The 26887-nt window shown below is 47.1% G+C and carries 27 protein-coding genes and 1 tRNA gene; 15 read left to right on the forward strand and 13 right to left on the reverse strand.

Features of this window, described 5'->3' with window-relative positions; translation table 11 throughout:
• The first annotated feature begins 401 nt into the window (after window positions 1-401).
• Together ELAC_RS10360 and ELAC_RS10365 are read left to right on the forward strand one after the other, a co-directional pair.
• A complete protein-coding gene (locus tag ELAC_RS10360; protein WP_098039220.1) occupies window positions 402-659 on the forward strand; it encodes a hypothetical protein in 258 nt (85 codons plus the stop codon).
• Between the two features lie 304 nt (window positions 660-963).
• Complete coding sequence (locus ELAC_RS10365) at window positions 964-1224, forward strand: hypothetical protein (protein WP_098039221.1); 261 nt, start codon at window positions 964-966, stop codon at window positions 1222-1224.
• A 394-nt stretch (window positions 1225-1618) separates the two neighbouring features.
• Here ELAC_RS10365 and ELAC_RS10370 read toward each other — a convergent pair whose 3' ends face one another.
• The gene (locus ELAC_RS10370) at window positions 1619-2047 is read right to left on the reverse strand and encodes an RrF2 family transcriptional regulator (protein WP_098039222.1); all 429 of its coding nucleotides are present in this window, start codon (window positions 2045-2047) and stop codon (window positions 1619-1621) included.
• Window positions 2048-2156: 109 nt separating this feature from the next.
• On the opposite strand from ELAC_RS10370, the gene ric reads away from it, so the two are divergent.
• Window positions 2157-2837 (forward strand): iron-sulfur cluster repair di-iron protein, encoded by a 681-nt coding sequence (ric, locus tag ELAC_RS10375; RefSeq protein ID WP_098039223.1) that lies wholly within the window; start codon window positions 2157-2159, stop codon window positions 2835-2837.
• Window positions 2838-2865: 28 nt separating this feature from the next.
• Entirely contained in the window at window positions 2866-4110 is a 1245-nt protein-coding gene (hmpA, locus tag ELAC_RS10380; RefSeq protein WP_098039224.1) for an NO-inducible flavohemoprotein, read from the forward strand.
• A gap of 2 nt (window positions 4111-4112) precedes the next feature.
• Here the strand turns inward: hmpA and ELAC_RS10385 are convergent, their stop codons facing one another.
• From ELAC_RS10385 to ELAC_RS10395, 3 genes are read right to left on the reverse strand one after another with little or no spacing between them, the layout of a single operon-like run.
• A complete protein-coding gene (locus tag ELAC_RS10385; RefSeq protein WP_098039225.1) occupies window positions 4113-4523 on the reverse strand; it encodes an HIT domain-containing protein in 411 nt (136 codons plus the stop codon).
• Window positions 4523-5419 (reverse strand): TIGR01459 family HAD-type hydrolase, encoded by an 897-nt coding sequence (locus tag ELAC_RS10390; protein ID WP_098039226.1) that lies wholly within the window; start codon window positions 5417-5419, stop codon window positions 4523-4525. The genes ELAC_RS10385 and ELAC_RS10390 overlap by 1 nt, the downstream gene beginning before the upstream one ends.
• A 51-nt stretch (window positions 5420-5470) precedes the next feature.
• A complete protein-coding gene (locus ELAC_RS10395; RefSeq protein ID WP_098039227.1) occupies window positions 5471-6721 on the reverse strand; it encodes an amino acid permease in 1251 nt (416 codons plus the stop codon).
• Between the two features lie 309 nt (window positions 6722-7030).
• On the opposite strand from ELAC_RS10395, the gene ELAC_RS10400 reads away from it, so the two are divergent.
• Window positions 7031-8527 (forward strand): nicotinate phosphoribosyltransferase, encoded by a 1497-nt coding sequence (locus tag ELAC_RS10400; protein WP_098039228.1) that lies wholly within the window; start codon window positions 7031-7033, stop codon window positions 8525-8527.
• Window positions 8528-8615: 88 nt separating this feature from the next.
• Window positions 8616-9242: a bifunctional nicotinamidase/pyrazinamidase gene (gene pncA / locus ELAC_RS10405; protein WP_098039229.1), complete on the forward strand. Its 627-nt coding sequence runs from the start codon at window positions 8616-8618 to the stop codon at window positions 9240-9242.
• A 3-nt stretch (window positions 9243-9245) separates the two neighbouring features.
• Here the strand turns inward: pncA and ELAC_RS10410 are convergent.
• Window positions 9246-9320 (reverse strand) — tRNA-Pro (locus ELAC_RS10410).
• A gap of 358 nt (window positions 9321-9678) precedes the next feature.
• Between ELAC_RS10410 and ELAC_RS10415 the strand changes: the two genes are divergently transcribed.
• Window positions 9679-11049 carry an F-box protein gene (locus ELAC_RS10415; RefSeq protein WP_098039230.1) on the forward strand — a complete coding sequence of 457 codons (1371 nt, stop codon included), beginning with the start codon at window positions 9679-9681 and terminating at the stop codon, window positions 11047-11049.
• Between the two features lie 22 nt (window positions 11050-11071).
• On the opposite strand, the gene ELAC_RS10420 is transcribed toward ELAC_RS10415, so the two are convergent.
• Window positions 11072-12538 (reverse strand): protein kinase family protein, encoded by a 1467-nt coding sequence (locus ELAC_RS10420; RefSeq protein WP_143406501.1) that lies wholly within the window; start codon window positions 12536-12538, stop codon window positions 11072-11074.
• A gap of 197 nt (window positions 12539-12735) precedes the next feature.
• Between ELAC_RS10420 and ELAC_RS10425 the strand changes: the two genes are divergently transcribed.
• The 3 genes from ELAC_RS10425 to ELAC_RS10435 all read left to right on the forward strand — a co-directional run bounded on the left by ELAC_RS10425 (window position 12736) and on the right by ELAC_RS10435 (window position 15159).
• Window positions 12736-13044, forward strand: coding sequence for a DUF167 domain-containing protein (locus ELAC_RS10425; protein WP_098039232.1), 309 nt, complete (start codon window positions 12736-12738; stop codon window positions 13042-13044).
• 71 nt (window positions 13045-13115) lie between these two features.
• The gene (locus ELAC_RS10430; RefSeq protein WP_204250557.1) at window positions 13116-14570 is read left to right on the forward strand and encodes a S10 family peptidase; all 1455 of its coding nucleotides are present in this window, start codon (window positions 13116-13118) and stop codon (window positions 14568-14570) included.
• Between the two features lie 172 nt (window positions 14571-14742).
• The gene (locus ELAC_RS10435; RefSeq protein WP_098039234.1) at window positions 14743-15159 is read left to right on the forward strand and encodes a hypothetical protein; all 417 of its coding nucleotides are present in this window, start codon (window positions 14743-14745) and stop codon (window positions 15157-15159) included.
• A 109-nt stretch (window positions 15160-15268) separates the two neighbouring features.
• On the opposite strand, the gene ELAC_RS10440 is transcribed toward ELAC_RS10435, so the two are convergent.
• The 5 genes from ELAC_RS10440 to ELAC_RS10460 all read right to left on the reverse strand — a co-directional run bounded on the left by ELAC_RS10440 (window position 15269) and on the right by ELAC_RS10460 (window position 20534).
• Window positions 15269-15622: a hypothetical protein gene (locus ELAC_RS10440; protein ID WP_098039235.1), complete on the reverse strand. Its 354-nt coding sequence runs from the start codon at window positions 15620-15622 to the stop codon at window positions 15269-15271.
• A gap of 234 nt (window positions 15623-15856) precedes the next feature.
• Window positions 15857-16663, reverse strand: coding sequence for a hypothetical protein (locus ELAC_RS10445; protein ID WP_098039236.1), 807 nt, complete (start codon window positions 16661-16663; stop codon window positions 15857-15859).
• Between the two features lie 80 nt (window positions 16664-16743).
• On the reverse strand, window positions 16744-17133 hold the full coding sequence (locus tag ELAC_RS10450) for a hypothetical protein (protein ID WP_098039237.1): 390 nt from the start codon (window positions 17131-17133) through the stop codon (window positions 16744-16746).
• Window positions 17134-17348: 215 nt separating this feature from the next.
• On the reverse strand, window positions 17349-19157 hold the full coding sequence (gene aspS / locus ELAC_RS10455) for an aspartate--tRNA(Asn) ligase (RefSeq protein ID WP_098039238.1): 1809 nt from the start codon (window positions 19155-19157) through the stop codon (window positions 17349-17351).
• A 102-nt stretch (window positions 19158-19259) separates the two neighbouring features.
• Window positions 19260-20534, reverse strand: a complete 1275-nt coding sequence (locus ELAC_RS10460) for an MFS transporter (RefSeq protein WP_098039239.1) — start codon at window positions 20532-20534, stop codon at window positions 19260-19262.
• A 317-nt stretch (window positions 20535-20851) separates the two neighbouring features.
• Here ELAC_RS10460 and ELAC_RS10465 point away from each other — a divergent pair, with 317 nt between their 5' ends.
• Window positions 20852-21349 (forward strand): hypothetical protein, encoded by a 498-nt coding sequence (locus ELAC_RS10465; protein WP_098039240.1) that lies wholly within the window; start codon window positions 20852-20854, stop codon window positions 21347-21349.
• Between the two features lie 217 nt (window positions 21350-21566).
• Here ELAC_RS10465 and ELAC_RS10470 read toward each other — a convergent pair whose 3' ends face one another.
• On the reverse strand, window positions 21567-22007 hold the full coding sequence (locus ELAC_RS10470) for a 23S rRNA (pseudouridine(1915)-N(3))-methyltransferase RlmH (RefSeq protein WP_143406502.1): 441 nt from the start codon (window positions 22005-22007) through the stop codon (window positions 21567-21569).
• Window positions 21995-22459, reverse strand: coding sequence for an SsrA-binding protein SmpB (smpB, locus tag ELAC_RS10475; protein WP_098039432.1), 465 nt, complete (start codon window positions 22457-22459; stop codon window positions 21995-21997). Before smpB ends, ELAC_RS10470 begins: the two co-directional genes overlap by 13 nt.
• A gap of 159 nt (window positions 22460-22618) precedes the next feature.
• Here smpB and hemL point away from each other — a divergent pair, with 159 nt between their 5' ends.
• From hemL to aroC, 4 genes are read left to right on the forward strand one after another with little or no spacing between them, the layout of a single operon-like run.
• On the forward strand, window positions 22619-23932 hold the full coding sequence (gene hemL, locus ELAC_RS10480) for a glutamate-1-semialdehyde 2,1-aminomutase (RefSeq protein ID WP_098039242.1): 1314 nt from the start codon (window positions 22619-22621) through the stop codon (window positions 23930-23932).
• Window positions 23929-25203 carry a 3-phosphoshikimate 1-carboxyvinyltransferase gene (aroA, locus tag ELAC_RS10485; RefSeq protein WP_098039243.1) on the forward strand — a complete coding sequence of 425 codons (1275 nt, stop codon included), beginning with the start codon at window positions 23929-23931 and terminating at the stop codon, window positions 25201-25203. Before hemL ends, aroA begins: the two co-directional genes overlap by 4 nt.
• A gap of 14 nt (window positions 25204-25217) precedes the next feature.
• On the forward strand, window positions 25218-25733 hold the full coding sequence (locus tag ELAC_RS10490) for a shikimate kinase (protein ID WP_158227872.1): 516 nt from the start codon (window positions 25218-25220) through the stop codon (window positions 25731-25733).
• Window positions 25734-25783: 50 nt separating this feature from the next.
• Window positions 25784-26887 carry a chorismate synthase gene (gene aroC, locus ELAC_RS10495; protein WP_098039245.1) on the forward strand — a complete coding sequence of 368 codons (1104 nt, stop codon included), beginning with the start codon at window positions 25784-25786 and terminating at the stop codon, window positions 26885-26887.

Raw genomic sequence — 26887 nt, forward strand, 5'->3', positions numbered from 1 at the left:
GCTTTATAGGGGCAACTGCACTATGCTTTTAGAGCAGATATGCACTTTGGTTTTGTTCCTCCGGATTTTATTTTAAAAGCAGAGTGTATTCAACAATCTAACGAATTAGATGATATCAAAAGAACATGGAAAAAAATGAGTGTTGATCTGTCGAATCTTAATTGTTATCAAATATCTACCAATTCCACTAATAGCCTTATTAGTATTTTCGCTTTGGGCTTTAGAATAATAACTGAGGATAAGACGGTGGCTGAGTGAGGAATAAAATTATTGAAAAAATCGACTAGCGTATTGGGGTTTGAAAGATGGCTGTGGAATACGTCTTTACGATAGCAATTGACTAACATCGATTTTATTAAAAATTTAGGCAACAAAGTCACTTTTAGAGGTTTTTTGGAGCTGTGACAGATTCGCAATTCAGAGTAGATATAGTAGGATATTTAGAATACAAGGATTTATCAGCGGATATATATTTTAAGGATCAATTCGTTGCTGAAATAGAACAAGAAGATGGATTCGAGAATCTCAGAATCAGACTCTATCCTCCAAAAGATAGAGAATGTTGGGAGTTTAGTTTTGATGAATTTCAAAATGTCATTCAGAAGACTAAACATCGTTTATGGGAATTACGTAGACAACCTGAAGAGCCAGAAAGTTGAATAACTCCTAGATTATGGTGAGAGCTATTAAATGCTCTTCCCTGAGCAGGGTAAGGAACAGATCGTGATGGTCTTACGAATGCAGGAAGAGCTCTCCATAAACATAGTAAGTGTATTAATGGCGTTTTCCCAAAAAATAACGGTAAAAAACCCGAGTAAAATATGCAGGGTCACTATCATTCAGACGATATCTTGATATATCTAGAATCCATATGTCTTAAGAAATATTCCGCGCGAGATGAGGTACTATTCTTTAGACGGCAAGGGAGTATGGTATAGGTCAAAAAGAGGATTTAAAGGCTTCATGAATCGAAAATCTAAGTTTAGTGTAGAAATTTCTAGCGATCTAGTTTACGAAGAAATGGTGGCTAATATCCTTTTTGAAGAAGAGGAAGTGGCTACTGTATCACAAGAAAAAGGATTAGAGAATCTTGAAATTGAGATTTTTCCTTCGTTCGACGGAAAGTCCTGGGAATTCTCGTTTGAGGAATATATTAAAGCGTTGAATTTTGCAAAAAACTGTTTGTTGAAAATGCAAAAGCTACCGAAAGAATCAGACGATTGATTTCTAGATTGCGTGGAGAACTTATCGGATTATGATTCCATGGGAAGTGGGGCTGGCTGTAAAGAAGTGGCCGATCCCACTGGTCCTGAATAAGAATTGATGGGACAATAACACTAGGATTTTTCTCTAAAGAAGGACTCAAAATTTATGTCTTTCACCGCAAAATCAACAAGATTTTCTAGGGTATTCTGAATAGAACCTCTCACCGTAGGAAAGCGAGTTTTCTGCTTTTTTAAGCGGAACTTTCTGTGAGCTGCGTAACTTGGCGAGGGGATTACCGAAGATATCGGTTTATACAGAAAGTGTCTCGAAATTTGAAATTTCACGTTGCCAAAACCAATTTTCTAGACGCTTTCGGAATATATGTTTATACGCATGGGAAGGGATTCGGAAGTTAGGTTTTTTTGTGAGGGCACAAAACAGGCTGATCGCGATTTTGCAAAAGATCGCTAAGATGGCAGTTTTCGAAAATCTTCTGGAAGTCAGCGTATGCGGTGTCCAGTTTTTTATGAAGCGGGCATAAGGTCTCGTGTCCCGCGATACCAAGCGGACATTTTTTGATTCGGGTAAATGGGTCGACCGCATTGATGATATCGAATAAAGAGATTTGGCTCGCTGGCAGATTCATAGCATATCCCCCACCTATCCCTTTTTGCGCTCGCACTAAGCCTGCCCTGTTTAACGACTGCAAGATTTTGGCCAAATAGGCTTCAGGCACCTTAGTGCCTTTGGCGATTTCCTCACCTCTGAGAAAAGAATCTGTTTTTTGCTGAGCTAAGATCACCATGATCCGCAAAGCGTATTCTGAAGTTTGTGAGAGCATAATCTTCTTTCGTTGTTGCTCTTATTTATAGAGGAAAGCTAGATTATATTCCAGTGGACAAATTTATCCAGATATCCTTAAATCGTCTTTTACCGTTAAATGGAGTGTTATGGAATTCTTGAATGAGAACGCAACTGTCGGAAGTTTGGTTGCGAATAAGCCTGAGTACGCAAGTCTCTTTGAGAAGCTGGGGATCGATTATTGCTGCAGGGGAAACAAAACCTTGAAGGAAGCGTGCGAGGACAAAAAGCTGAGTATTTTCGAAGTGATGCAGAAGCTCAAACAGATGCCGGCGACGAAAAAGACGATAAATTGGAATGAGATGTCTTCGCAGGAGATTATTGAGCACATTGTAGCCACGCACCACATCTATACGAGGCACGAGCTGGCACGCCTGAGTCAATTGATCAAAAAATTAAATATCAAGCATGGCGAGCGGTATCCCTACATCGCCGAATTAAGAAATATCTTTGAAGAGCTAAAAGATTCCCTTCTAAGCCATATGGATGAAGAGGAACAGGTCGTATTTCCCCTTATTGCCAACTTTGCCAGGGGAGAATCTGCGCAAGGGGAAGCTAAAGTTGATCTTACCTCCCTGGATAAAGATCACCTGGAAACAGGGGATGCCTTCGAGAAGATAAAGAAGTTGACAAATGGCTACATGCCCCCTGAAGGAGCGTGCATGACGCACATTGTCGTGCTCGACAGTCTCGAGCGCTTAGAGCAAAATCTGCACGAGCACATTCATAAAGAAGCCCAAATTTTGTTCCCGCGCGTCAAAATCAGATAGGTTCATATTACAGAAAAGGAGCTTCTTCATGCTACACAAGCAAACTATAGACTTAGTAAAATCCACAGCCCCCATTCTCAAGGAGCGGGGAGAGGCTCTTACCCGGCATTTTTATAAACGAATGTTTTTGCATAATCCGGAAGTGATTCCTCTTTTCAATTCAGCGCATCAGAGGTCGGGAACGCAGCAAAAAGCACTGGCAGATGCCATCTGCGCCTATGCTGCCAACATCGATAACCTTGAAGTACTTGGCGGAGCGGTTGAGCTGATCGCACAAAAACACAGTTCCCTGCAAATTAAGCCGGAGCATTATCCGATTGTTGGGGAAAATCTGCTTTCTTCTATTCGAGAAGTTCTCGGCGAAATGGCTTCTGATGAGGTCATCAGGGCCTGGTCGGAGGCTTATGGATTTTTGGCAAAAATCTTGATCGAGAGAGAGGGGCAGATTTACAAAGAGCATGTGGCTCAGGATGGGGGATGGAGCGGATTTAAAACTTTTTATGTGACGAAAAAGGAAGTGGAAAGCCGTGTGATCACTTCATTCTATTTGTCTCCGGAGGACAGAAGTCGATTGCCGCTCTTCAAGCCTGGTCAATATATCACCGTGCGGGTTGAAACGCCAAACGGCAGTACTACCATGAGGAATTACAGTCTGTCCGATACACCCAACCGGGATTGGTTCCGCATCAGCGTAAAACGTGAGGCGCCGCAGCACCCTCAGTCAACTGGTGGGTATGTTTCCAATTATTTGCATGACTCGGTCACAGTAGGTTCCAGGTTGGAGGTGGGGCCTCCCTGCGGAGAGTTTTTTATCGATCTCGCTAAAAATGAGATCAAACCCCTGGTGCTGCTTGCGGCGGGAGTTGGAATTACGCCCATTTTGAGCATTTTGCTGTCGGCTCTGAATGCTCTTCCCGGCCATCCAATCACATTGATTCATGCCAACGTCAATGAAGAGACCCATGCCTTTAAAACATTGATCGACGGGCTTGCTTGTCGACACCCGCATTTGAAAGTCCATTATTGCTACAGCGAACCCATTGCAGACAGTAGCTTAAGAGATTCCTCGGTAAGCACAGGGTTTATTAATTCCCGGTTGATGGAGTCGATTATAGAAGAGCGAGATGCAGAGTACTACTTTTGCGGCCCTAAACCGTTCATGCTGGGCCTTTATGCCGATCTTCTAGCATGGGATATTCCTTCAGCGCAGTTGCATTTTGAGTTTTTCGGCCCCCGGCAGGAGCTTGAAGCGGCTCAAACTTTAGCTGTCTGACATTATAGGGGAGGTTGGATTCTTTGCAGGATCCTCTCCCGCATCGTTTGCCGGTCGAAGGGCAAGAACCATTCTGTGGAGGAGTTTTCAAAGACAGTGTCGGGCCAGCTGGGATCTTCTTTAAACCTAGCAATCACGTGAATATGCAGCTGGGGTGTTTTAATGCCAATTTGACAAACATTCATCTGGTCGGGTGTAAATTCGTTGAACAGCGTGCGTTCCGCCAGTTCGATTTCCTTCATCAGCTGCACTCTATCTTCAAAGGAAAGATCGAGTAGGCGCCTTGCACCTTCCCGTTTCGGGACTAAGATTAGCCAGGGATAGGGCTTTTCTGTTTCGAGAAGCACAACCGAGAGGGGAAGCTCTAACAGACGCTCTTTTGAAGCGAAGTTTGGGTGCAAAGTAAAACTCATCAAAGCTCCTTAATCAGATAATGGGGCCTATCGTATGGCCCAAGCTGCGCAATGCTTGCCTCAAGGCCTAAGCGCGCTACAGTTTCATGAAAGATTCCAGTGCCGGTCACAAGGGCGGTTGCCATCATTGCTTCTTTCCCTCCTCGGATGTCAGTCCAGGGGGTATCTCCCACCATGAGAATCGATCGAGGATCTGAAACGCCAATCCGGTTGAATGCTTCCATAGCAGCTCTATAAACTTCTCGATGAGGTTTGCCGAAGAAATAGACTTTGGCGCCCAGCTCGATCGCTATTTTCGCAATTGACCCTTGTCTAGCAACGGGACGCGGCGGATTGCCCTCATGGGCAAAAAGATCCGGGTTGGCGCAAAGGAAGGGAAGATTCAGGGCACAGGCTCTTTCGACCTCATTGTGGAACAGTTCCGGGTTTTCCTGATCTTCACCCTGTATGTGAGGCACCGAGATGTAGATGAAATCGGCATTTTGGGGATCTGTTGTTTCAGTATAGGGGCTGCTCTTGAACAGGGCTTCGTGGTAGCGGACATGGGGATGGGGTTTGCCAAAGAGAATATAGCGTAGCTTCGGCGTGGGGAAGGGTAGGCTTCTTTCCATCAGGGCCTTTTGGCAAACTGTCCCTGATGTGATGTAGAAATGGTAGTGGCTCCCTTGTCTTATACCCTGCTTTTCCAGTTTCTCCATCACGGAATGGGAAAGCTGAGTTGTATTGGAGAGGATGCCAATTTTTTTACCGCTGTTCATCAGCGTTTCCAGTTTTTTAGCCGACCCCGGGTAGGGACCCGAAGCTTGGCCGCCATAAAAAACACCATAGGCATCCAGAAGGAGGGCCGGATAGCTCGGTTCTAAGGAGAGAACATCTGGAAACGTGGGTATATTCATAGGCCTTTTAAGTAATGATTGCGGACTAACTATTTCAGGTTTTGCAAGGGTTTATGACATTAAGTGCCTGATCTCGATGAACATGATCAGCAGCGTAAAGACGATGAAGGCCGAAAGTGTGGTGCGTTCAAAGGGAAATCGGTAGATGGGGGGGAGTCCCATTTTGAATCTTCCGACATAAACCATTAAGACAGGCATGATGCCGTTTAAAATAGCCTCTCCAATTCCTCCGGCCACGCCGATGGCCTCAACGAATATTCCTGGATAGGTTGAAGCGAAAATTGTCGGAGGGATGAAGACGGCCATCGTCAGGAAGACGCGCGTCAGACCGCTTCTTTTTACTTTCAGCCCGTCTCCTAAGAAATCGACCATCGACAGGGCGACTCCAAGCAGCGAGGTGACAATGGCAAAAAATGCGAAAGCCTTTCCCAGCGCCTTTAGAAGAACGCTGTCAGTGGCAAGTCCCAGAAGCTCCCAGCTTCGGACCTGGAGTCCCTGGATTTGGCTGATGTGCTCCACCGGGACCGCTCCGATGATGAGCAGCTGCCACAGCGTATAGACAATAAAAGGAATTGTCGTCCCTACGATCACCGCGATCCGCAGTTTTTTTGTGTCTCGTTTGAGATAGGTGGAAAGGGTGGGAAGGATGTTGTGGTAGCCGTAGGCCGAAAATAGCGTCGGCGCTGCCATATACCAAAGGCTCCAATCCGCTCTCAGGGCCAGGGGCGCTTCCACGCTTCCGATGCCGGCAACGACGATCAAAAAATAACTCAGGACAAGGCCCAGAACTAAAAGGCCGTTGACCTTGCCCACGATCTGCGTGCCGACTAAGACAAGAGCGCCGAAGATAACGGAAAAGAAAATCAGCTGCAGTGTGCTTTCGAGAGGAGAAATATAGGAGCTCATGAAACTGCCGAAGAGAGCAGATCCCTCATCGATATAAGAGACCATCAGACAGAGGTATAGGAATAAGAAGAGAACAGCGCCAATCCACTGCCCGGTTCGGCCCAAAAAATGTCTGGAGAGGGAAATGACGTTGGCGCCATCCGGCATCCAGAGCGTTGCCTCAAGAAACAAAAGGCCTGTTGCCATCATGAAAATCCAAGAGATAAAGCCGATGAGGAGCGCCGGGAGAAAGCCTGAATAGGCTGTCACAAATGGCAGCGCGAGCATTCCGGCTCCGATGCATGTCCCGGTTATCAAAAAGATAGCGTTTATCAAGGAGGGTTCCGGTTCTTTTTCTTCAAAAAGGGCATCCTGAATTTCTTCTACCATTCCAGGATCATTTTCGATCTCCGCCATGACGCTCTAACTACTGTTTTTAGTTTTTTGTTTAAGGAAATCTCTTGTGGAGACTAGAATCTTCATTTTCGTGAAGAGAATTCATTTTACCGAAGCGAATCGTTAAATGAGAGCGAAAATTCTATCGCTTCGACAGCAGCTGTTTATACCGACACTTTCGGTATACCTCAGAGTTTGCTGAGTTTTAAGTTTTGGAATTATAGATTGCCAATCGCTTAAGTGATGAATTACTATCAAGGCGTTGATCAATAGGCATAATGCTTTTTTCTTAAATAGTGTATTGAGACCAGTAAAAAATAGGGCTGATATATGGCAGACGCTCACCTGAGAAAATTTTACAGTCAATCCCTCGCCCTGCTGACGGACTTTTACCAGGTGACCATGTCCTATGCGTATTGGAAAGCCGGACTTGATAAGAAGGAATCTGTTTTTCATCTTTTTTTTCGCACCCTTCCTTTCAATGGAGGGTATGCAGTGGCGGCAGGTCTGGAGAGTGTAGTCGAATTTCTTGATAACTTTCGTTTTGATGAAAGCGACATCGCCTATCTCTCTCAGCTTAAAGACACGGACGGCAACCCCCTTTTCGAGGAGGCTTTTTTCGACTTCCTGGCAGGGATGCGCTTTTCCTGTGATGTCGATGCCGTTCCGGAAGGAACAACCGTGTTTCCCTATGAGCCCCTAATCCGTGTCAAAGGTCCTTTGATCCAGTGTCAGTTGCTTGAGAGTCCCTTGCTTAATCTCTTCAATTTTCCTTCTCTGATTGCAACCAAGGCAGCAAGAATATGCATGGCCGCCAAGGGAGATTCCGTGCTCGAGTTTGGTCTCAGGAGGGCTCAAGGTATCGATGGGGCGCTCACTGCCAGTCGTGCAGCCTATATCGGCGGTTGCGATTCTACATCCAATGTCTTAGCGGCAAAACTCTTCGGAATTCCCGTTAAAGGCACTCACTCTCATAGCTGGGTTATGGTTTTTGACGATGAGTTGGAGTCATTCACGACCTTTGCCAAGCACATGCCGACATCGTGCGTTTTCTTAGTGGATACATACAACACTCTGAAAGGCGTGGAAAAAGCTATCGAAGCAGCAAAGTTGCTCCGAAGCGAAGGACACGAGATGATCGGTATCCGTTTGGACTCGGGTGATTTGGCAGACCTCAGTATCAAAGCAAGGAACATGCTGGATGCGAGCGGCTTTCCTGATGCCAGAATTTTTGCCAGCAATGAGCTTGATGAGACTATCATCAGCGAGCTAAAGCGGCAGGGCGCTAAAATTACAGTTTGGGGAGTGGGAACCAACCTTGTTACCGGCAAGGACCAGCCCGCGCTCGATGGCGTCTATAAGCTTTCTGCCATTCGTGATCCGGGTGAGCATTGGAAGTATAAGCTGAAACTCTCTGAGCAGATGAAGAAAGTATCCAATCCGGGCATCCTTCAGGTGAGGCGATTCAAGGCAAAGGGAATCAATATCGCTGATGCCATTTATGATATCAACTCGCCCCTCGACGATGAAGTGTCTATTGTAGACCCCTTTGACTCCACCAAAGAGGCGCGTATAAAAAATAGCGAAGAATTTGAAGACCTGCTTATCCCAATCTACAGAGAGGGAAGACGCGTTTATACCTTGCCCAGCTTGCACGATATCAGAAAGAGGACGCAAGAGCAGCTTTCCTCCTTTCCTGTAGGTGTCAAGCGATTTTTAAATCCCCATCAATATATGGTTGGGATGGAAAAATCCCTCTACGACCTGAAAATCCGTCTGGTTCGCAACATTCGTAGTGAAAAAGCTCACGATTACATCGTCCCATAAAGGAATCTCGACGCGCTGAAATAGCACATTTTCTTGCGAGCAGTCTTAAAAATACACCACACTTGTCATAACTCGGAGCGAAAAACAGATGAAAGGCTTACTCATTGTTGATATTCAGTACGATTTTTTACCTGGGGGAGCTCTGGGAGTGAAAGAGGGGGATCAAGTTGTCCCGGTAATCAACCAACTGACCCAGCTGCCGTTCGATGTGGTTGTTGCCAGCCAGGACTGGCACCCCATAGGACATGGCAGCTTTGCCTCCACTCATCAAAAAACTCCGGGTGAGGTTGTTTCGCTCAAGGGGCTGCCCCAGATTCTTTGGCCCGATCACTGTGTGCAGGGGTCAAAAGGAGCCGAGATCGTCTCATCACTCGATGTCACCAAGTTGGCGGCCGTCATTCCTAAAGGAACCGATCCAGATATAGACAGCTATAGTGCCTTTTTTGATAACGGTCACAAAAAGGCCACCGGCCTCGATCCGTTTTTAAAAGAAAAGGGTGTCAAAGAGTTGTATATCGCAGGTCTTGCGACGGACTATTGTGTCAAATTCTCCACACTGGATGCATTGGCACTGGGATATGATGTTTTTGTTGTTATAGACGCCTGCAGAGCGGTCAATTTAAATCCTTTAGACGAACAAGAAGCGATTAGCGAGATGCAATCCAGAGGTGCTCGGATAGTGACTTTGAAAGAAGTGAAGGAAAGGCTGATGTGAATTTCGGGGTGGAGGGATTCGAACCCGCGACCTCTTCGTCCCGAACGAAGCGCGCTAGCCAAGCTGCGCTACACCCCGAAAAAGAGCCATATCCTAGCACAGGGTAGTTTTTTAGAAACAGTAAAATGTCATCTCTTCCTTGGTAGAAAAAAGTACCTTCTTTGGTGGTTTTTAAAAAAATATTCTTTTTAAAACTACAATTCAATTTATTGTTTTGTTAGTTTATTCTTCGTGTTAAATTATGTTCATGATATTTTATTTTCGGGTTTAATAAGAGAGAATAACGCCCCGGTATGTTGTTATTCCTTGGAACTCCCTGCACATTCGAATCAGCTATCTTTGGCCTTTTCGAGAGTTATGTAGGAACGGGTCAAAGGTGGAAAATAGGCCTCTCAACTATTCATGCCTGATCATCACACAAGTTAGAGAATTTCTTATGGTAAGTAACAGCGTTCTGAACTCTTTGGATACATCGACATCCAACGGTCTGTTTAGCTCTTCGCTCCCACCGGAAATGCGGGATATAATCTTGGGCGAGCTCGATTATCGGAGTCTTTGTCGCCTTGGCCAAACGTGTGTTATTGGCTCTGAAGTGGTCAAGGCAAATAAGCTGTGGAGCAGGCTCTACCAAGAGCGTTGGCAGGACAGCTCCTGGGCAAACCCTCTCAATTGGAGTCGATCCTTCAGAGACCGTTTTGTTGCCGAAGACAATTGGAGGAGTGGAAAATTTGAAGTGCAGGTCTCACGCAACCCTACCGAGAGATGTCAGGGAGCTCTCTTTTCCGCTCTGTCGAACAAGAACTTCCTTTTTGTCAAAAGCAGCACCAAGACTTTCATGATCCCTAAAAACCGGTTCAAGGAAAGTTCGTACTTTCAATACGAAGGAAATACAATTTGCACAAAAAGCGAAACTCCATACAAAAAAAGAAGATTAAATTCAGGATTGGAGCCGAAAATCGAGTGTGTGGGCCTATCTGAACAATTATCTGTTATAGGTTGGAAGAATTCGAATCTCGAGTTTAGATGGAGGGATTCCGATTTAAGTAGTTACCGCAGTCTATCTTCATCTCCTAATGTGCTTGGTGTTAGTGGTTACGATGTGATAGCTGGATGCCAAAACGGCTTGTTGGCATTCGCGTCAAAGGGAGAGGTAATACGGGAGTTTCGCGTAAATCAGTGTGGCATTGCCCAAGCGGGATTTATAAGTGCGGTGGATGGAGGAGCTCGAGGTGTTTTTTTTCAAAACGTATTCGGTGAACTTTATTATTCCGATTTGGCGACAGGATTTGAATCAGTAGACTCTATTGGCTTGGGGGTAGAGAAGTGTGTGTCTGCGGCTGACCCATCAAAGCTTTGGCTGAGTTCGGTGCAGCGGGGAGTTTACCTCGCAGATGTTGAAAGAGTCGCATCGCCCATCCTATTTACGCAGGAAGCGACTTCCATTCGTTGTCTGCACGCAAAGGAAAACTGCCTGGCTGTTGGTACTGTTGGAGGCAAGGCATCGCTTTACGATATTCGCAATACCGGTGTTCCTCTTGCCGTCAATCAGCACAACTCGATGCTGACACATGTGAAGACGGATGGAAACAAAATTTTTAGCGGATCGTTTTCGGGTGAACTGATGACGGGATTTGCCGACACCACAGCGCGCTCGTATACTATTGCCAAGCCCCATGATTACGCTGTGACCTCTATTGAGGTCGATCCCTTCATGCTTTTTGCGACATTTGCAGACGGAAGCATCATCAAGGTCGATGCGTCCTTCTCATTGAAGCGAGTTTCTCCTTGGGAGAACTGTTTGTTCTAGTCGATCTTAGTGCCCGCTTAGCTTATTTGATCCCTGCGTACCCTTTAAGAGCCTGCAGAACCGAGTTTTGTCCATTCGCCCAACACTCGATATACTCTTCAACCAGTTTACTCGGGGTAACCATCCTGAAGTGATCGATTGTTTTGTCTTCGCAAAAATCGATGATCACGATATTGCCTTGATTGTCTACTTTCACATTGCCAGGTCTAAAATCGGGAAACAGAACTCTGTTTTTTTCCACCATCTGTCGTAAACATGCTCCCACTTTTTTCAGTTGACCAGGGTCGTGGATATTCACATCTTTTTCGATGTATTCGATTTTCCAATATCCGTCTTCAATGGGCTTGTTATAGAGTTTGGCAACCCGTACCCCAGGCATGTTCTGCACAACGGATTCCATCGTTTTGTAAGAGAGATATCCATTGTAGAGTATGCTTGCGGTGTAGGGAACGATTTTAGTTTCACTTCCTGTCACATTGTAGAGCTTGCACTTTGGATTGGTTTGATCCAATTCGGGTTTGGGGAAGCGATAGACTATGCCGTTGTTTTTCTCTTTATAAGCTAAGTGGAAAGAACCTGCGCCGATTCTCGAATATTCTATTCGGGATTCCTGTAAGAAGGCAGCAGGATTTTTCTGAATTCTGCAAAGGTTAAGACCATCAAAGGCCTCGGCTTTGTAGCCTGAAGAGAACTGCTCGGATTCTTTATCCAGCAGTTTGAGATATTCGGACGGTTTGACAGGAGGGAGAAACAGCGTTTGTTCAATTTCTTCTTCCGAACAGCTCATCGACAGGGGCGCACCATAGTTGAAAGGGGTACCTTTCGGTGTGCTGATTGTGGGAGAGGGGGTGGGGATGCTCTGGAATTTGTTGTCTGTAGTTCGTTTAGAGAAAAGGATAGCAAGCTCTTCTTGGGCCCGTTGCAGGTGGGCATCGAGAGTCACTACTTTTGCGGATCCGGTTTCTACCTTTCGCCGGCTTTGTATTGAGAACACCTGCCGGGGAGAATAATTGGTCGGTGGTGAATTTTCTTCTTCTCGATTTGGAGTGTAATGATTGGTTGCACCTTGCTCGAGCCGCAACTTTTTCACGGGTTGCGAAATAGTTGATTTCCTTTCTTGAGCTTGTGACAGGGTTCTTTTTTTATTTTCTATGTCGCCGGGAGCCTGCACTAAAGGTTGTGCAGCAATTTCAACTCTCTTTTGCTCCTTCTCGTCTCTTGCTCTGGATTTCTCTGTCACCGCCCCATACTTTCGGCCTTGGTAGGTAGACTCTTTCCCAAATGACCTGGTTTCCTGCCAATTGTTTTGCCTTTTAACATCGCGGGAGGAATCTGTGTGACGCCGGCTTTCATTCTTTGAATCACTGTCTCGTCTGTATTCATTGCGATCATCTGAGTCGTAATCATTGCCGCTTCTGGGTTGAGGCGATGTATCGCTATGGTGATAGTAAAATGAAGAGGGGTTGTAGTTGTGACTAGGGTAACACATTAAATGATCCTTATTAATATACAGTTCAAAAAACAAGGTGTTTTTCAATTAATTTTGAACAATTATATATAAACTGTAAATTATATTCAAATTAATTGTTTTCATTTATTGATTAACTCTTGTTTTTGACTGTTTAATTACAATTAGGTATCGTCTGAGATATTTCGCTAGTGATACCGACAACCAGGAGGGATCTCATGACGATTCCGCCCAGCATAACTCTTACCCCGAAGGGATATGTTTTCTTTGTAAAAGTGATACCGAAAGCCAAAAAGGCAGGCCTTGACGGGTGGGAAGAGGGTAGGCTAAAGGTAAAATTGCACTCCCCTCCTGAGCGGGGAGCGGCTAACAAAGAGCTCATCGAAATGCTGGCTAAGACGTTAGGGATCAAGAGAGGCCAAATTGAGATTCTCTCAGGCGAAACAAGCCGTATTAAGAGAGTGGCGGTGGACGCTGCCGTTAATCCGCAGCAGCTGCTTAATCTTCAGCTTAAAGCCGGTGATTGACAAAGGACAAATGGATGGAAATGACAAAAAAATCTACTTTGCATGGCCCAAAGAGTTGCCTTCTCACATTGATGACTACATTATTTCTTACTCTATCCTTTTCCCTTGTCTCGCTTGAAGAACCCCAGCAGCCGGCCGACTTGTTTATCTCTTCCCCAAAAAGTATGGAGACGACAGAAGGCAAGTTGAAGTATGTCATGGAGGCGGGGAAGGAAAGGCTCTTCGATCATGAAGGCAAGGAGAAGGTCGAGATCTTTTTTGTCGCTTACTTCAAACAGGAAGCTGAGGACGATCGCCCCCTCACCTTCTGTTTTAACGGCGGACCCGGTTCTTCAGCCATCTGGCTTCATATGGGAGCCTTCGGACCGAAGCGAGTCGAGGTTAAGATGGAAGGTGGATTGACCCCTCCTTTCGAAACGGAGGATAATCCCTACACTCTTCTAGACTATACGGATCTAGTTTTTGTCGATCCTGTCTCTACGGGGTTCAGCAAGGCTGTGAAAGGCGAAGACCCCAAGCAGTACTACGGTGTTGATGAAGACATCAAGCTGATGAGTGAATTTGTCAGGCTCTATGTGACTAAGAAGGGTCGATGGAATACCCCGAAATATCTGGCCGGGGAGAGCTACGGAACGGCCCGCGTGATAGGAATGGCAGACTATCTTTTCGAAAAGCACCGTATGTCGTTTAACGGGCTGATTCTGATCTCGACCGCTACAAACCTCTCGTGGCTCCGGGGTGCGCAGCCAGGCCATGATCTGCCGTATGTGTTCTTTCTCCCTTCCTATACAGCTGCAGCGCATTATCATAAAAGGCTGCCGGCAAAGTCCCGCGAAACTGTGGAAGAGGCAATTGCCAGATCCAGAAGCTATGCTGAGGGTCCTTACCTTCTCGCCCTTATGCAAGGCGATCAGCTGCCGGACAACGAGAAAAAGCAGGTTGCCGATCAGCTTTCCTTGTTGACTGGTATTTCCAGCGACTGGATCTTCTCTTCCAATATCCGGATAGATCCACTTAGCTTCTGCGAGCAACTTCTCAGAGCTGAAGGGAAGGTTATCGGGCGGTTCGACTCGCGATTTTCGTCAGGAGCTTTGGAACCTCATGCGGAAACTATGGATTACGATCCCAGCCAAGACAGCATTTTCATTCCTTATGTAGCGGCTTTGAATCAATATCTTCGGCAGGAGATTGGATGGGATAGGGGGGATGAGTACCGCTATCTTGTCAATACATCTCCCTGGAACTATTGTCGGGCAGGTAATGTTCAGATGAATATGGGAAGTTCTCTAAGAGAAATTTTGATCCGCATTCCCGATTTTAAAGTCTATTCCGCTCTGGGTATCTACGATATGGCGACACCTCTCCTATCCCAGGAGTATATCTTTCAACATTTAAATTTGAGCGAGACGCAGAAAAAAAACATCAAGCAAAGCCATTTCCCTGCTGGGCATATGATGTACACCGACGTTTCATCCCTATCCAGGATGAAACAGGAGTTGAAACCCTTTTTTTCGAGGCGGAAGTAGGACTGCACTTTTAAGGCTCATTTCCCTGTCTATGATATTTTTGAATAGAAAAAAACTTACGACCCTCTGATAATTGCAAACCATAAAGCAAAAGGGAATGCGCAAGGTCTTGATCGATGCGGTTCTCAGATGCGGGTTTTGTAGGCTAAGCGCCATTTAAAAAGGAGATAATATGTTTGACACGATTTGCAAAACGATTAGCGAATCATTTTACCGTGGCCAGGTTTCTGAAGCTGATAAAAATTACGTCGCGAAAATTGCCAATTATGGAAAAATCGCTGCAGTTGCCGTCGCGATTGTCGCTGTTGCCTTAGCTATCTTTGGAATTATTGCCGGGGGAACTACCGGATTCTTGTCTGCACTGTTTATGGGCACTCTCGCTGTTGTTGCCAAAGACGCCTGGACAACTTTTGGAACGATCCAGTTTGTTGTCGACGGGGGGAATGTAGCTGAGCTCGCCATCGACCATTTCGAAGGCAGAAGCAACTATGATTTGACAAAGAGCCTGACCCAAGGCACATGGTTGATCCAGCCTTTAGCTCTTCTCTTCGCTTCCAAAACTCCGTTACCAAGACATATGGAAGGATAAGTTTGGCTTACTAAGACTCTATTGCATGGGCGGGCTGTGTCCCGCCTTCTTATGCACTAAAATTTGTAAGAATCGTGCTTGGTGAGCGAGCATCCCTACAATTTCAACCTTACTTCAATTGCCCTTCTAAAGAACCCTTTCCGACCACTTCAAAGCCTTTACCCGTCAGATAACTTTCAGCGCAGTCTTGTACCTTTTTGCTTAGGTCGCTTGTGGACAACATAGTCAAAAGGGCTTTTGGCCGACGTCCAGCACCATCTCGGAAAAGAGAGGGCTTTTGGAGGTTAACGGTGATTTTTGTGATCGTCGGTAGAAGGAGTGAGTAGGATCCGGACAAATCGATATTAAACCGGTCAAAAGTGTCAATTTGGCAATCAAGCCGAGTTAAGAAGTTCTTGATCTCCGGGTCTTCCCAAAAATCTTTGGGCGCCTGGTGGTTGGGTGTTTGATTGAGAGGATCCATAAAGAATAAATCTTGTCGTTGTTGGCTTCTGCTCAATAGGTATAGCTGAAAAAGGAATAATTTAAAAAACAATAGAGGCAGTCCACACGCTCGATGCATTTATACTTGAGTTTGAGGAAACGCACACCATTGTTCGGGATTCCAAGAAGTTGGCTGGCGGGCGTTGTTGCGCCGGCTCGATAATAGAAATGCCCCTCAGTAATGAGGGGCAAGATTGAAATACGAATCCCGAATCTATATGCTTTCTGCTTCGAGATCTTTTTGAGTTTTGGCCAAGACAAATTGTCTTAGCGTCTCTTTTTTGAGGTGCTCTATATCATCATCCTTCAAGAAGGCAACCACCTGGACTAGAGGGTCTAGGATATCTTCGCTCCTTATAGGATTCTTTAAGGCCCCTTCAACTTTTGCCCTTAACACGTTCATGTCGATATTTTGAACGATGGCATGGGCAAGCGTCTGCTCCTCGACGTTACCATAAGCCAAACCAAGCAGGATCTTAGCTGAGTTGCTAAGGGTCTTGGCGTAGCGCAAAGAGATGTCTTGCTTGTCGTTATAGGCATTGCTTGAAGAGTTAGTAGCAAATCCCGTTGCGTAGTATGCCATGGGGTTGATCACAACACCGCATAGGACGGTCACCGATACGGCGATCGCCGCCTTTTCCATATTGCTTAAGGAGTCTAAGCCCGATGTAAGACCAGCAAGCGATGCGAAAGTCAGCAGCAGCGAGATGGATAGGCCGCCCCATAAGGCCACGATAACTCGGGTGGCTTTTGTGTCGCTCTCTTTAAAGAGGGCCAGTTCCTTTTCGTTAAAGGCGCTTTTACCCTCTTCCGCAAGCGTGGTGAGATAGATTAGACGGATCACTTCGTCCCTTCTTGTGGCCGCATCGGGTAGGCGATTTCCCTTGATTTCCTGAAGCTCGTGCACCGTGAGCGGGGTACCGGAGATTTTGATTTTCGAGTCCGCATACCAGGGTGCATTCTGGAGATGATCGACATGGATGATGACAGGGGATTCCCTTGTCGAAGTTGTGCTTTGCATTTATTACCTCGTTGATTAAAAAAATAATTGTCAATTATGGATTGAAGAGTCTTTCTACGAATCCAAGTAGCAGACAGGTTTTAACCGAGGTATGTGGGAGGATGGTGTTTTGAGGAGAGGTTTTCTAAATTAAGGTAGTCATGAGAAAAAGCTTCATCGAGGAAAAGAGGACTCTCCTGGCTGCTGAAGTAGAACGCTGGAGCAGGAAGGAAAGTGTCTAAATCGGCTGCGATGAAGTACCCTTGCTTGATGAGGGCGTTCAGCGTCTCTTCAGTGACCGATTGTATGGGCGCTTTGACAGGTTTTTGGTGTGCGAGTGTCAGGGAATTGGAAAGAGTGTTTTTGCTGACTCCATCGAGAGAGGGAAGTGCAAAAGGAGTTAGAAAAAGAGAGAGAATAACAAAAAATACCGGCAGAAAGTAGCCGCAGCGTACTAACCAACAGGTGTTATTTTCTTCTTTGTTCTTCATTAAAACGGCTTCCGTGCGTTAATTAACAAAAAGATTATAACGGGTTGATGGATAAATGTCAATTTGAAGGGGAATGCCTTTATATCGAAAGTGTCTCAAAATTTGGTTTTTGGCAAAGAGAAAACCAAATTTTGAGACACTTTCGGTATAAGTTAAACGAAAAGAAACGCCTGCCTCATTCGGGGTGAATGAGGCAGTCTCAATGGACGTCAAGGTTACGCTTTTGAAAAGCGCCCTACTTTTGGAGCAACTACTGCAAGCAGGTCTTTGGAGTTCATCACAATCGATTCTGTTAGGAACCCGCAGTTGAACGCTGCTTTTTCCTGATCACCAATGGTCTCGTCATAGAAAGTGTCCAGGTTCATCAGGACGCCGAAGGGAGGAATTCCACCGATCTCTAAGCCAAACCTCTCCCGGATTACCTCGGGGCTTTCAAATTCGCATTTTTCTCCAATCAAGTCCGCCACGGCTTTCATGTCCAACTTTAAGTGGGAAGGAATATTGACCTGGTAGTTCTTTTTAGAGGACTTTCCTCTCAAAATAATCGATTTGACCCCCTCTTCCATTTTTGTGGAGCGAACCCGAGCGGATTCCTCCGAGGTGGGTGTCGCCTCGTGGGTCATGTGTTGGTAGGTCAGAGAGCCTGATTTCAATAACCTTAATATCTCGTTACGGATATTCTCATCGCCATAAAAGATTTTCGCTTTTAGACGAGTGGAAGCTATCCTTTTGGGGTCGGAGGGGAAAAGAGAGGCTTCCCGGATGTTTTTGAGGTGAAGGAAGGTCATCGTAAGCCTCTCCAAGCCCATGCCAAAGCCTCCGTGGGGTGGCATGCCGTATTTGAAGATGCTTAGATAGTCCTCGAAGTTTTTAGGATCCATTCCCTTGGCAAGGATTCCTTCTACCATGGAATCAAAGGTGTGGCGTCTTTCACCACCGGAGGTGATTTCCGTTCCGGCGCACAGAAGATCGAACGTGTTGGAAAGCTCGGGGTTTTCATCATTCGGGTAGGCGTAGAATGGACGTTTCGATGTTTTCCAGTCGATCACAAAGACAAGATCCGTTCCTTTCTCTTCAAGCGCCCATTTGCAAAGCTCGCGCTCGGCAGCGGGGCTTAAATCAGGTTCTTCCCGCTCGTCGATGCCGGTACGTTTATAAAACAGCTCCTGAGCCTCTTTGAAAGTTAACCTGGGAAAGGGGATTGACGGGTCGGCTTTGATGAACTTGCCCCCCAGAGTCTCGATCTCTGTCTTGCAAGTGGTGTTCAGCCAGTTCACCATGAATTTGATGCACCCTTCCTGAACATCCAAAATTTCATGCCAATCTTCGAAAAATCCCATTTCGAATTCAAACTGCTTTCCTTCCGCGAGATGGCGCGGTGTATTGGAGTTTTCGGCTCGGAAGAAAGGCATGATGGCGAAAACGCGTTCGTTGACTCCCACCATGATCTGTTTGTACAGCTGGCTGCTTTGAGCGAGAGTTGCCGTGTAGCCGAAGTAATCGACATTGAAGAATTCAGCTCCTCCTTCTGAGGAGGCGCCGATGATGTTTGGTGCAAAGTATTCGACAGCGCCTATCGTATCGTGCATGAAGAGGCGGTAGGCATGCGCCAGCTCGGCCTGTATTTTAAAAACAGCCTGCAGCTCCCTGTTACGGAGTGCAATCGGTCTGTTGTCTAAAATGAAATCCAAATCCGACTGAATTTCGGGTTTGTAGTAGTCGATGGGGGGCACTTCTTTGATCGGTACCATGACCCGGATTTTCGGGTTGACTACCTCCGCCCCAAGCTGGGTCGCCTCGTTTTTCTTCACATCGCCTGTGATTTCAAGAACTGTTCCTGGCTGGAGTTGACTGATTTTTTTATATTCTTCTTTATCCTCGATCACGATTTGAGCAAGTCCGGTGCGGTCTCGTAAAAGAAGAAAGTTGATTTTGCCCATCGAGCGGATGTTATTCAGCCATCCTTTAAGAAGAACGGGTTTTTCTACATGAACGGGCAGCTCTTTAACTAAGATTCTTTTCATGACAAGTCTCGCTTATACAGATGGGTTTAACTTGGATACCGAAGATTCGGGCAAAAGCAGTTTAACACGGACGCGGATATTGCAAACTTAAAAAATATGCGATCAGGTGGTTTCAGTGGAGAAGGATGGGGGTTTGATGAACACTTCGAACATTTTGGAGAAAGCAATGAGGCAGAAAAACGCCAGGATCACCCAGTAGCCTGATGCGAAAGCCAGGGACTGAGTCTTGGAGTAGAGCCAAAGAGACAAACTGGCTGGGGGGGCCCCCAAAAGCTGCGATCCTAGGGAATAGCCGAATGAAATGATGATGCCCCTGTTAGTTTTAGGGACAAGATGCTGGCTCCATGAGTGGAAATTGGCGGAGAAAAAGACGCCGATCACTACAAAGAGAACGCGGATGAAGACGATCAGCATATAGGACGCCCCTTCAAGCAGCATAAAAAGGGGGACGCCTAAGAAGGTAGCTGCCAGCACTGAAGCCATCATCATTTTTTCTTTGGAGAATTTAGAGGCGAGTAGCCCGCTTAAGGGGAGTAAAACAAGATCCAGAATTAGAAGCGCGCTGTTCATCTTCATTATGGAAGTGTACGAGATGGGGGAGACAATAGGGATGAATCCATTGATCATCACGAGCGCCACGGTGTAAGTGGAGTAGGAGAAGCCGGAGGCAAGAGCGATCATGATCAGTTCTTTGCGATGGCTTACCAGCGCGTGCATCGATTCTTTAAAACAAGGAGCTTTTGCCTCCTTTTTCGGTATCTCGTCCTCGGCAGGTATGCTGAAGCGTAAAATTAGACCTGCCAGCGCTGTGATCGAACCAAGCAAGTAGAGTGCCCGCCAATGCTGTCCCTCTTCGGCGAGACAGCTGATGCATGTCACGGCAAATGAAGCCAAAATGATTCCTCCGATCGTCGCGGAACTCCATAGGCTGCTCAATAAGTTGTGTCTTTCCAGCGGGGTCCTCTCCAAGAGGAGTATGGCGCCCCCGATGTTCTCGCCGCTGGCAAAAAAAGACTGCAGAATACGCAAGATGATGAGGAGTGCCGGCGCCATGGCTCCCGCTTCCTGATAAGTGGGGATCAGGGCAAAGGCAACTGTCGTAAGACTCATTCCGAAAAGAGAAAAGAGAAGAGATTGTCTTCTTCCAATTTTATCACAGAGGTGCCCAAAGAACAGTGCACCGAGGGGCTTTGAGAGAAATCCGAGCGGGATAAGAGCGTAGGTCATCATCAGGCTGACAAGCGGATCTTGTGAGGGAAAAAATAGAGGAGCTAAGATAGGGGAGAGGAGACCGAAGAGTGCTGAATCGTAGTGCTCCAGAATGTTACCAGCAAGGAGCGAGATGATCTGTCCATTACTGATTTTCCTCTGTTGCATAAGTCCGTCTGTTTTTGGGCAATTTTAGGGATGCTCGGGTTATAGTCCAAGATAAATGTTTTTCACGGTTGATACTTAACGACAAGTTTTGTAATGTCTACATACCTCCAGCATTCTGGAGCGGGGTTTTTTAAGCTTGCCGCCCGAATTTTATAAGTTGAATGATCAAGCAATTATATCGAAAGATCCAAAGTAAAAAATACCAAACTTTGAGATCCTTTGGGTACAATTGCCGGTTATTTTAAACGCATTTTAATTCGCCGCGTCTTCAGCTTGCAGAGGTCCGGCACAAATAGAACAAAGGAAGATCGAAGATCATGTTCAAAGCGAGACACAAAACTTTCCACCGCCTGGCAGGTCTGATCTGGCTGGCTGTTGGCTTTTCTTTACTGACGGTGGGAATCCGTTATCTCATCGACTCTGCCAAAGGATTTGCGGCAAGTTCGTGGCTGCTCGGGTTTTTAGGTCCTGTCGCTGGCGGCAGAGAGCAGGCGGCCTGCATCCTGATCGCCATAGCTCTTTTCGTCGGATATCTGAAAGTTCGCTATGTTCTTCAGAAAGCTGTGCACAGGCTTTCTTCGAAAATTCTCACCCTGCCGGAGCCGGCGCATGCAAAACTTGTTTTTGGATTCCGCTATTTTGCACTGGTGCTTGCGATGATGGGGATTGGGCTTTTGATGAAAGCGCTGGATCTTCCGGCCGATATCCGAGGGTTTATCGATGTGGCTGTCGGCTCAGCGCTGATTAGTGGTTCGATGCACTTTTTTCGCATTGCCAGGACAATTCCGAAGGTGCCTGCAGCGAAGAGCGTCTAGTGCTGTCGTCAAATTAGTCAATCCACTCGATTGAAATTCTTTTGCTAGGGGAGAAGGGGCGGTTCACGAGGTATATTGAATTTAATATGCCTCCCCGTAGCCCCTTTTCCCTGAAGGAAAATCACCACGCATTGAAGCCGTTCATGAATTGACGAAGCAACCGATTTGTTCGTTTGATAAGTTTTAACCTGCTGGCGCACTAACGTTTTGCAAGACTCTACTTGTGATAGGGTGAGCCGCGCAGAATTTCAAAGGAGCGATAGATCTGCTCTAAAAGCAGCAGGCGAGCCATCTGGTGGGTGAAGGTCATTGGCGAGAGGCTGATCAGTGACTTTCCCGCCTTTAGTTCCTGAGAGAAGCCCTCAGGGCCGCCGATGGCGAAAAAGGCGTCGTTGCCGCGAATTTCAATCTCTTTTTCAAGCATCAATGCAAAAGCTTTGCTGTCAAGCTGCTTGCCCCTTGGGTCAAGCAGGATGGGACGTTTGTCTTCGTTGATGGCCTTCGCAAGGCGTTCTTCATCTTTATAGAGAACGATTTCCACGGGATGCCGCGGAGCTAGCCTTTGCAAGTAATCTTTGCAACCGAGATCGAGCCAGGGTTCTTTGCTTTTGTGGACGGTCGCTATGATGATTTTGGCCATCTCTCTTAGCGGCCCCACTTCTTGGCTTCTTCCATCCGGCGCTTTTCATCTCTGGTTTTGATGGCTTCCCTCTTGTCGTGCATCTTCTTTCCCCGGCCAACGCCTAGCCGCACCTTAACTTTTCCCTTTTTGAAGTAGAGGGCCAGAGGAATGATGGCCACTCCCTTTTCCTGCTGCAGGGAAAGGAGTTTTTCGATCTCCATTTTGTGCATGAGAAGCTTACGCTCCCTTCGCTCTTCGTGGTTGTAGATGTTGCCATGGGAATAGGGAGCGATGTAGGAACCAATCAGCCAGATGGATCCGCGTAACACTTTGACAAAAGCTTCCTGCAGGGAGGCTCCTGTTTGCCGAAGAGATTTGATTTCCGTTCCGGTAAGTACAATGCCCGCTTCGTGCGTTTCTAAAATTTCATAGTTATAAAACGCCTTGCGGTTGGTTGTAATTTCTGAGGAGTTGTCGTGTCCTGTCATGGCATTTCTATAGCATTTGGATTCAAAAGAAGAGGGAGATCTCTTAGAGATCCACAAGCTATTATATCCGATAGAGGAGTTATCCCCAAACATTTCTCCTTGTGTTCAGCTCAAATAGTCACTAACATCCGAAGCTAAAAATACAATTACGGTGAAGGAATGAAAGAAAGGAAGCGAAGCCAGGAGATTTTCAAAGCACTACAGACTGTGATTCCGGGAGGTGTCAACTCTCCGGTCCGCTCCTTCAAAGATCTTCTTGAGACACCGGTCGTGGCGAGAGAAGGAAGAGGCGCTCTTTTGATTGACGCGGATGGAAACGAGTGGATCGACTATGTGCAGTCCTGGGGAGCTTTGATTCATGGGCATGCCCATCCCCGGATTGTGAGAAAAGCTGAAGAGCAGCTGAAGAGGGGCTCGACATTCGGCATGACAACGGAGATCGAGGAGAAGCTGGCAAGGAAAATCATCGAGAGAGTACCTTCCGTCGAAAAGATCCGCTTCGTTTCATCGGGCACCGAAGCGACGATGAGTGCTTTGCGTCTGGCAAGGGGTTTTACGAAAAGAGATCTGATCGTCAAGTTTTCAGGTAACTACCACGGCCATGCCGACATGCTTTTGGTCCGGGCCGGTTCCGGTCTTCTCGGCATGAATGCGACATCCTCTTCCGAGGGCGTTCCTTCAGAAACGGTAAGCAATACCGTTTGCCTTCCTTTCAATGATTTAAACGCCCTGAAATTACTGTTCAGGCAAAGAGGACAGGAGATTGCAGCTGTTATCATCGAACCGGTTGCCGGTAATATGGGTGTCGTCCCGGCGACAGAGGCTTTCATGACCTCCCTGAGGGAAGAAACATCAAAAGCGGGGGCCCTTCTAATCTTTGATGAGGTGATGACAGGCTTCAGGCTAGGCTTGAGGGGAGCGCAGTCGATTTACGACACGATTCCGGATATTACCTGCTTTGCTAAAATCATCGGCGGCGGATTTCCCGCGGCAGCCTTCGGGGGTAGGAGAGAAATCATGGATATCCTCGCCCCCCTTGGCGCTGTCTATCAGGCTGGAACCTTGTCAGGTAACCCGGTAGCTATGGCATCCGGGCTTGAAGCTATTTTGATGACGGAGGAAAAGGGTTTCTACGAAGATCTCGAAAGAAAAGCCCGGATCCTTGCCGATCCAGTCGCTCGCTTTATCGAGGAAGAGGGAATTGATGCTTCGATGCAAAGGGTAGGGTCGATGGTAACTCTGTTTTTCGGACGAAGAAGTGTTGGCAGCATGGAAGAGGCCCTGCAGACAGATCAATCTCTTTTTAAACGATTTTTCCTGCACATGCTGGAGAGAGGAATACTCATTCCGCCCTCGCCGTTTGAAGCCTGGTTCATTTCGGCAGCGCACGAGGAGAGTCATTTGATAGCGACCAAAGAGGCAATCATGGAGTTTGTTTCCTCTTTGAAGAACCTTAAGGCGGCGTTGGCTTGAGCATCAAAGTCAGAAAAAGCAAACCCGCAGGGTCGCTCCTGGTTCCTCCTTCGAAATCGCAGACGATGCGAGCCCTTCTGTTTGGAGCGGCAGGAAATGGGATCAGCCGGGTAGACGCTTTTCTTAAGAGCGCTGACACAGAGCGTATGATATATGCCCTAAAAATGTTTGGGGCGGATTTTTCCTTAAGTGGCGAGAGCCTGGAGATCAAGGGAACCGGGGGAGAGTGGCGGGGAGCCGATGATGTCATCGATGTTGGCAATTCCGGAATCATGCTGAGGTTTTTGGCAGCCATTGCGGTCAACGCGCCGGGTTATACGGTGCTAACCGGCGACGCCTCGATTAGAAAAATGAGGAACATGCAAGAGCTTCTGTCGGGGATAACGCAGCTGGGTGGAGAAGCCGTTTCAACGAGAGCGAACGGCCTAGCTCCCGTCGTTATCAGAGGGCCTTTGACGAATAGGAGGGCCAAGATCCGTGGTGTCGACTCCCAGCCAGTCTCTTCCCTCATGATTGCAGCGGCTCTGCAGAGGGGGATTTTCAGAATCGATGTCGATGAAATGGGAGAGGTGCCGTGGGTGGAGCTGACAGCCGCCTGGCTTAAAAAGGCCGGGGCAAAGGTCTCTTTACAGGGCAGCTCAATTACTGTAGAAATGCACAGTTCTTTTAATTCGTTTGACTATCGGATCGGTGGTGACATCAGCTCTGCGGCATTTCCTGCAGCGGCGGCTCTTATCAGTGGTACCGAAGTTGAGCTAAAAGGTCTTCAAAAAGACGATGGCCAAGGAGATATCCGATTCTTTCAGATCATAGAAACGATGGGCGCTAAGGTGGTTTGGAGCCCCTGTGGAACAACTCTTAAGGTTTGCCCCGGAGATCTTTGTGGCATTGAAATTGATATCAACGATTGCATCGACGCAATCGCAGCGCTGTCGGTCATTGCCTGTTACAGCAAGGGTAAGACGGTCATCCGCAATGCAGAAGCCGCCCGGTTTAAAGAGTGTGATCGCATTGGGGTGCTTGCAAGCGAACTCAAAAAGATGGGAGCTCGCATCCAGACAATTGACGATGGTCTTGTGATCGAAGGAGGCCCTCTGCAGGGAGCGGTCGTAAACTCCCACCACGATCATCGGATGGCGATGGCCTTTATCGCTGCCGGTCTTGGAGCAGACGGGGAGACTTATGTTCAAGAGACATCCTGCATAGAAAAAACGTACGCCAACTTTCCGGAGGAGATGCGTCGGATGGGCGCAGATCTCAAGTGCGTGTGATGATGGTGTTTATCATGGGACTGCCCCGCGCAGGCAAAACCACATTTGGCAAAGAGCTCGCCAGCCGGCTCCCTTTTTCATTTATCGACCTTGATGCGGAAATTTTAAGAAGGGTCAATTCGTCAGCAGAGACTTGTTTGACGATTAAAGAGCTGTATCTGAAAGTAGGGGAGAGGGCTTTTCGACAAATGGAAGAGGAGACTCTTTCCTGTCTTGACTTTTCGGAAGAAGCCGTTGTGTCGCTGGGCGGCGGAGCGTTGATTTCAAAAATAAATCGGGAGTTGGTAAAGCGATGCGGCAGATGCATTTACTTGAAGATTCCGGAGACTGCATGGGTAGCGAGACTGCAAGAGAATCCTTTGGTGTTTGTAAAAGAAGGCTGCAGTGAGGCTGTTTCTGCGCTTTGCAAAGACAGAAGATGCGTATTTGAAGAATTGGCAGACTTCACCATCGACTGGGGATCAGTTTCTTTTGATGAGGCTGTGATCCAAGCGGTATGCTGGCTTCAATCCTTAACAGTCTCCAAGTGACTGCCCCAAAAAACAAATTTTGAGACACTTTCGGTATAGAGGAGTTCAAAGTGGCAAGTAACACTTTTGGCGAAGTTTTTAAGATTACATCTTTTGGAGAGTCACATGGACCGGCAATCGGTCTTGTGATCGATGGTTGCCCTTCGGGCATTGACGTCTCGGAACAGGATTTTCAATCGGCGCTGGAGATGCGTGGTGGAGGAAGCAGCCCTTTTGTCACTGCTCGCAAGGAGGCGGATACTCCCCGGATTTTATCGGGAGTTTTTGGCGGTAAAACGACAGGTGCACCCATTGCCCTTGTTTTTGACAATGGCGATACAAAATCGGAACATTACGAACCGATCAAGGATACATTGAGGCCGGGTCACGCAAATTTCACTTACATGGAGAAGTATGGCGTTTTCGACTGGCGGGGAGGTGGACGCTCCTCGGCTAGGGAAACAGTGTGCAGGGTAGCTGCCGGAGTTATTGCTGACAAGATCCTGAAAGCCCAGGGAATTGACATTTTGTCTTACCTGAAAAAGGCGGAAGGAAAAGGAATGGAAGAGAGTCCATGCATTACCGAAGAAGGGCTCGAACCGTGGAAAAAAAGACGGGCGGAGAGTGCGGTTTTTTGTCCTGAACCGCTTGGAGACGCTTTGATTAAACAGGCTGTCAAGCAAGCTGTCGAAGAGGGAGACTCTATCGGAGGTGTTGTGGAGACAATCGTTTATCCCCTTCCACCGGGGCTCGGAGAGCCTGTTTATCAAAAAGTGGAGGCGCGGCTTGCCTTCGCAATGCTCTCGATTCCTGCCAGCAAAGGATTTGAGATTGGCGCCGGATTCATGGCAGCTTCCATGCGCGGTTCCAGGCACAATGATAGCTTCATTTTGAAGAACGACAGAATCGAGACGGAGACCAACAATGCAGGAGGCACTCTGGGTGGAATCACGACAGGTATGCCGCTCGTCTTCAGAGTGGCCTTCAAGCCTACTTCCAGCATCAAAAAGGAGATGAAGACAGTGACATTGGATGCCAGGGAAACCGTCATGAAATACCCTGAAGGATCGAGACATGATCCGTGCGTTGCCATTAGGGCGGTCGCGGTGGTGGAGGCAATGACAAAAATTGTACTTGCCGACCTGTTGCTCATGAGCCGCTCCTCGAGGATATGA

The sequence above is a fragment of the Estrella lausannensis genome, from assembly GCF_900000175.1.
GTDB lineage: Bacteria > Chlamydiota > Chlamydiia > Chlamydiales > Criblamydiaceae > Estrella > Estrella lausannensis.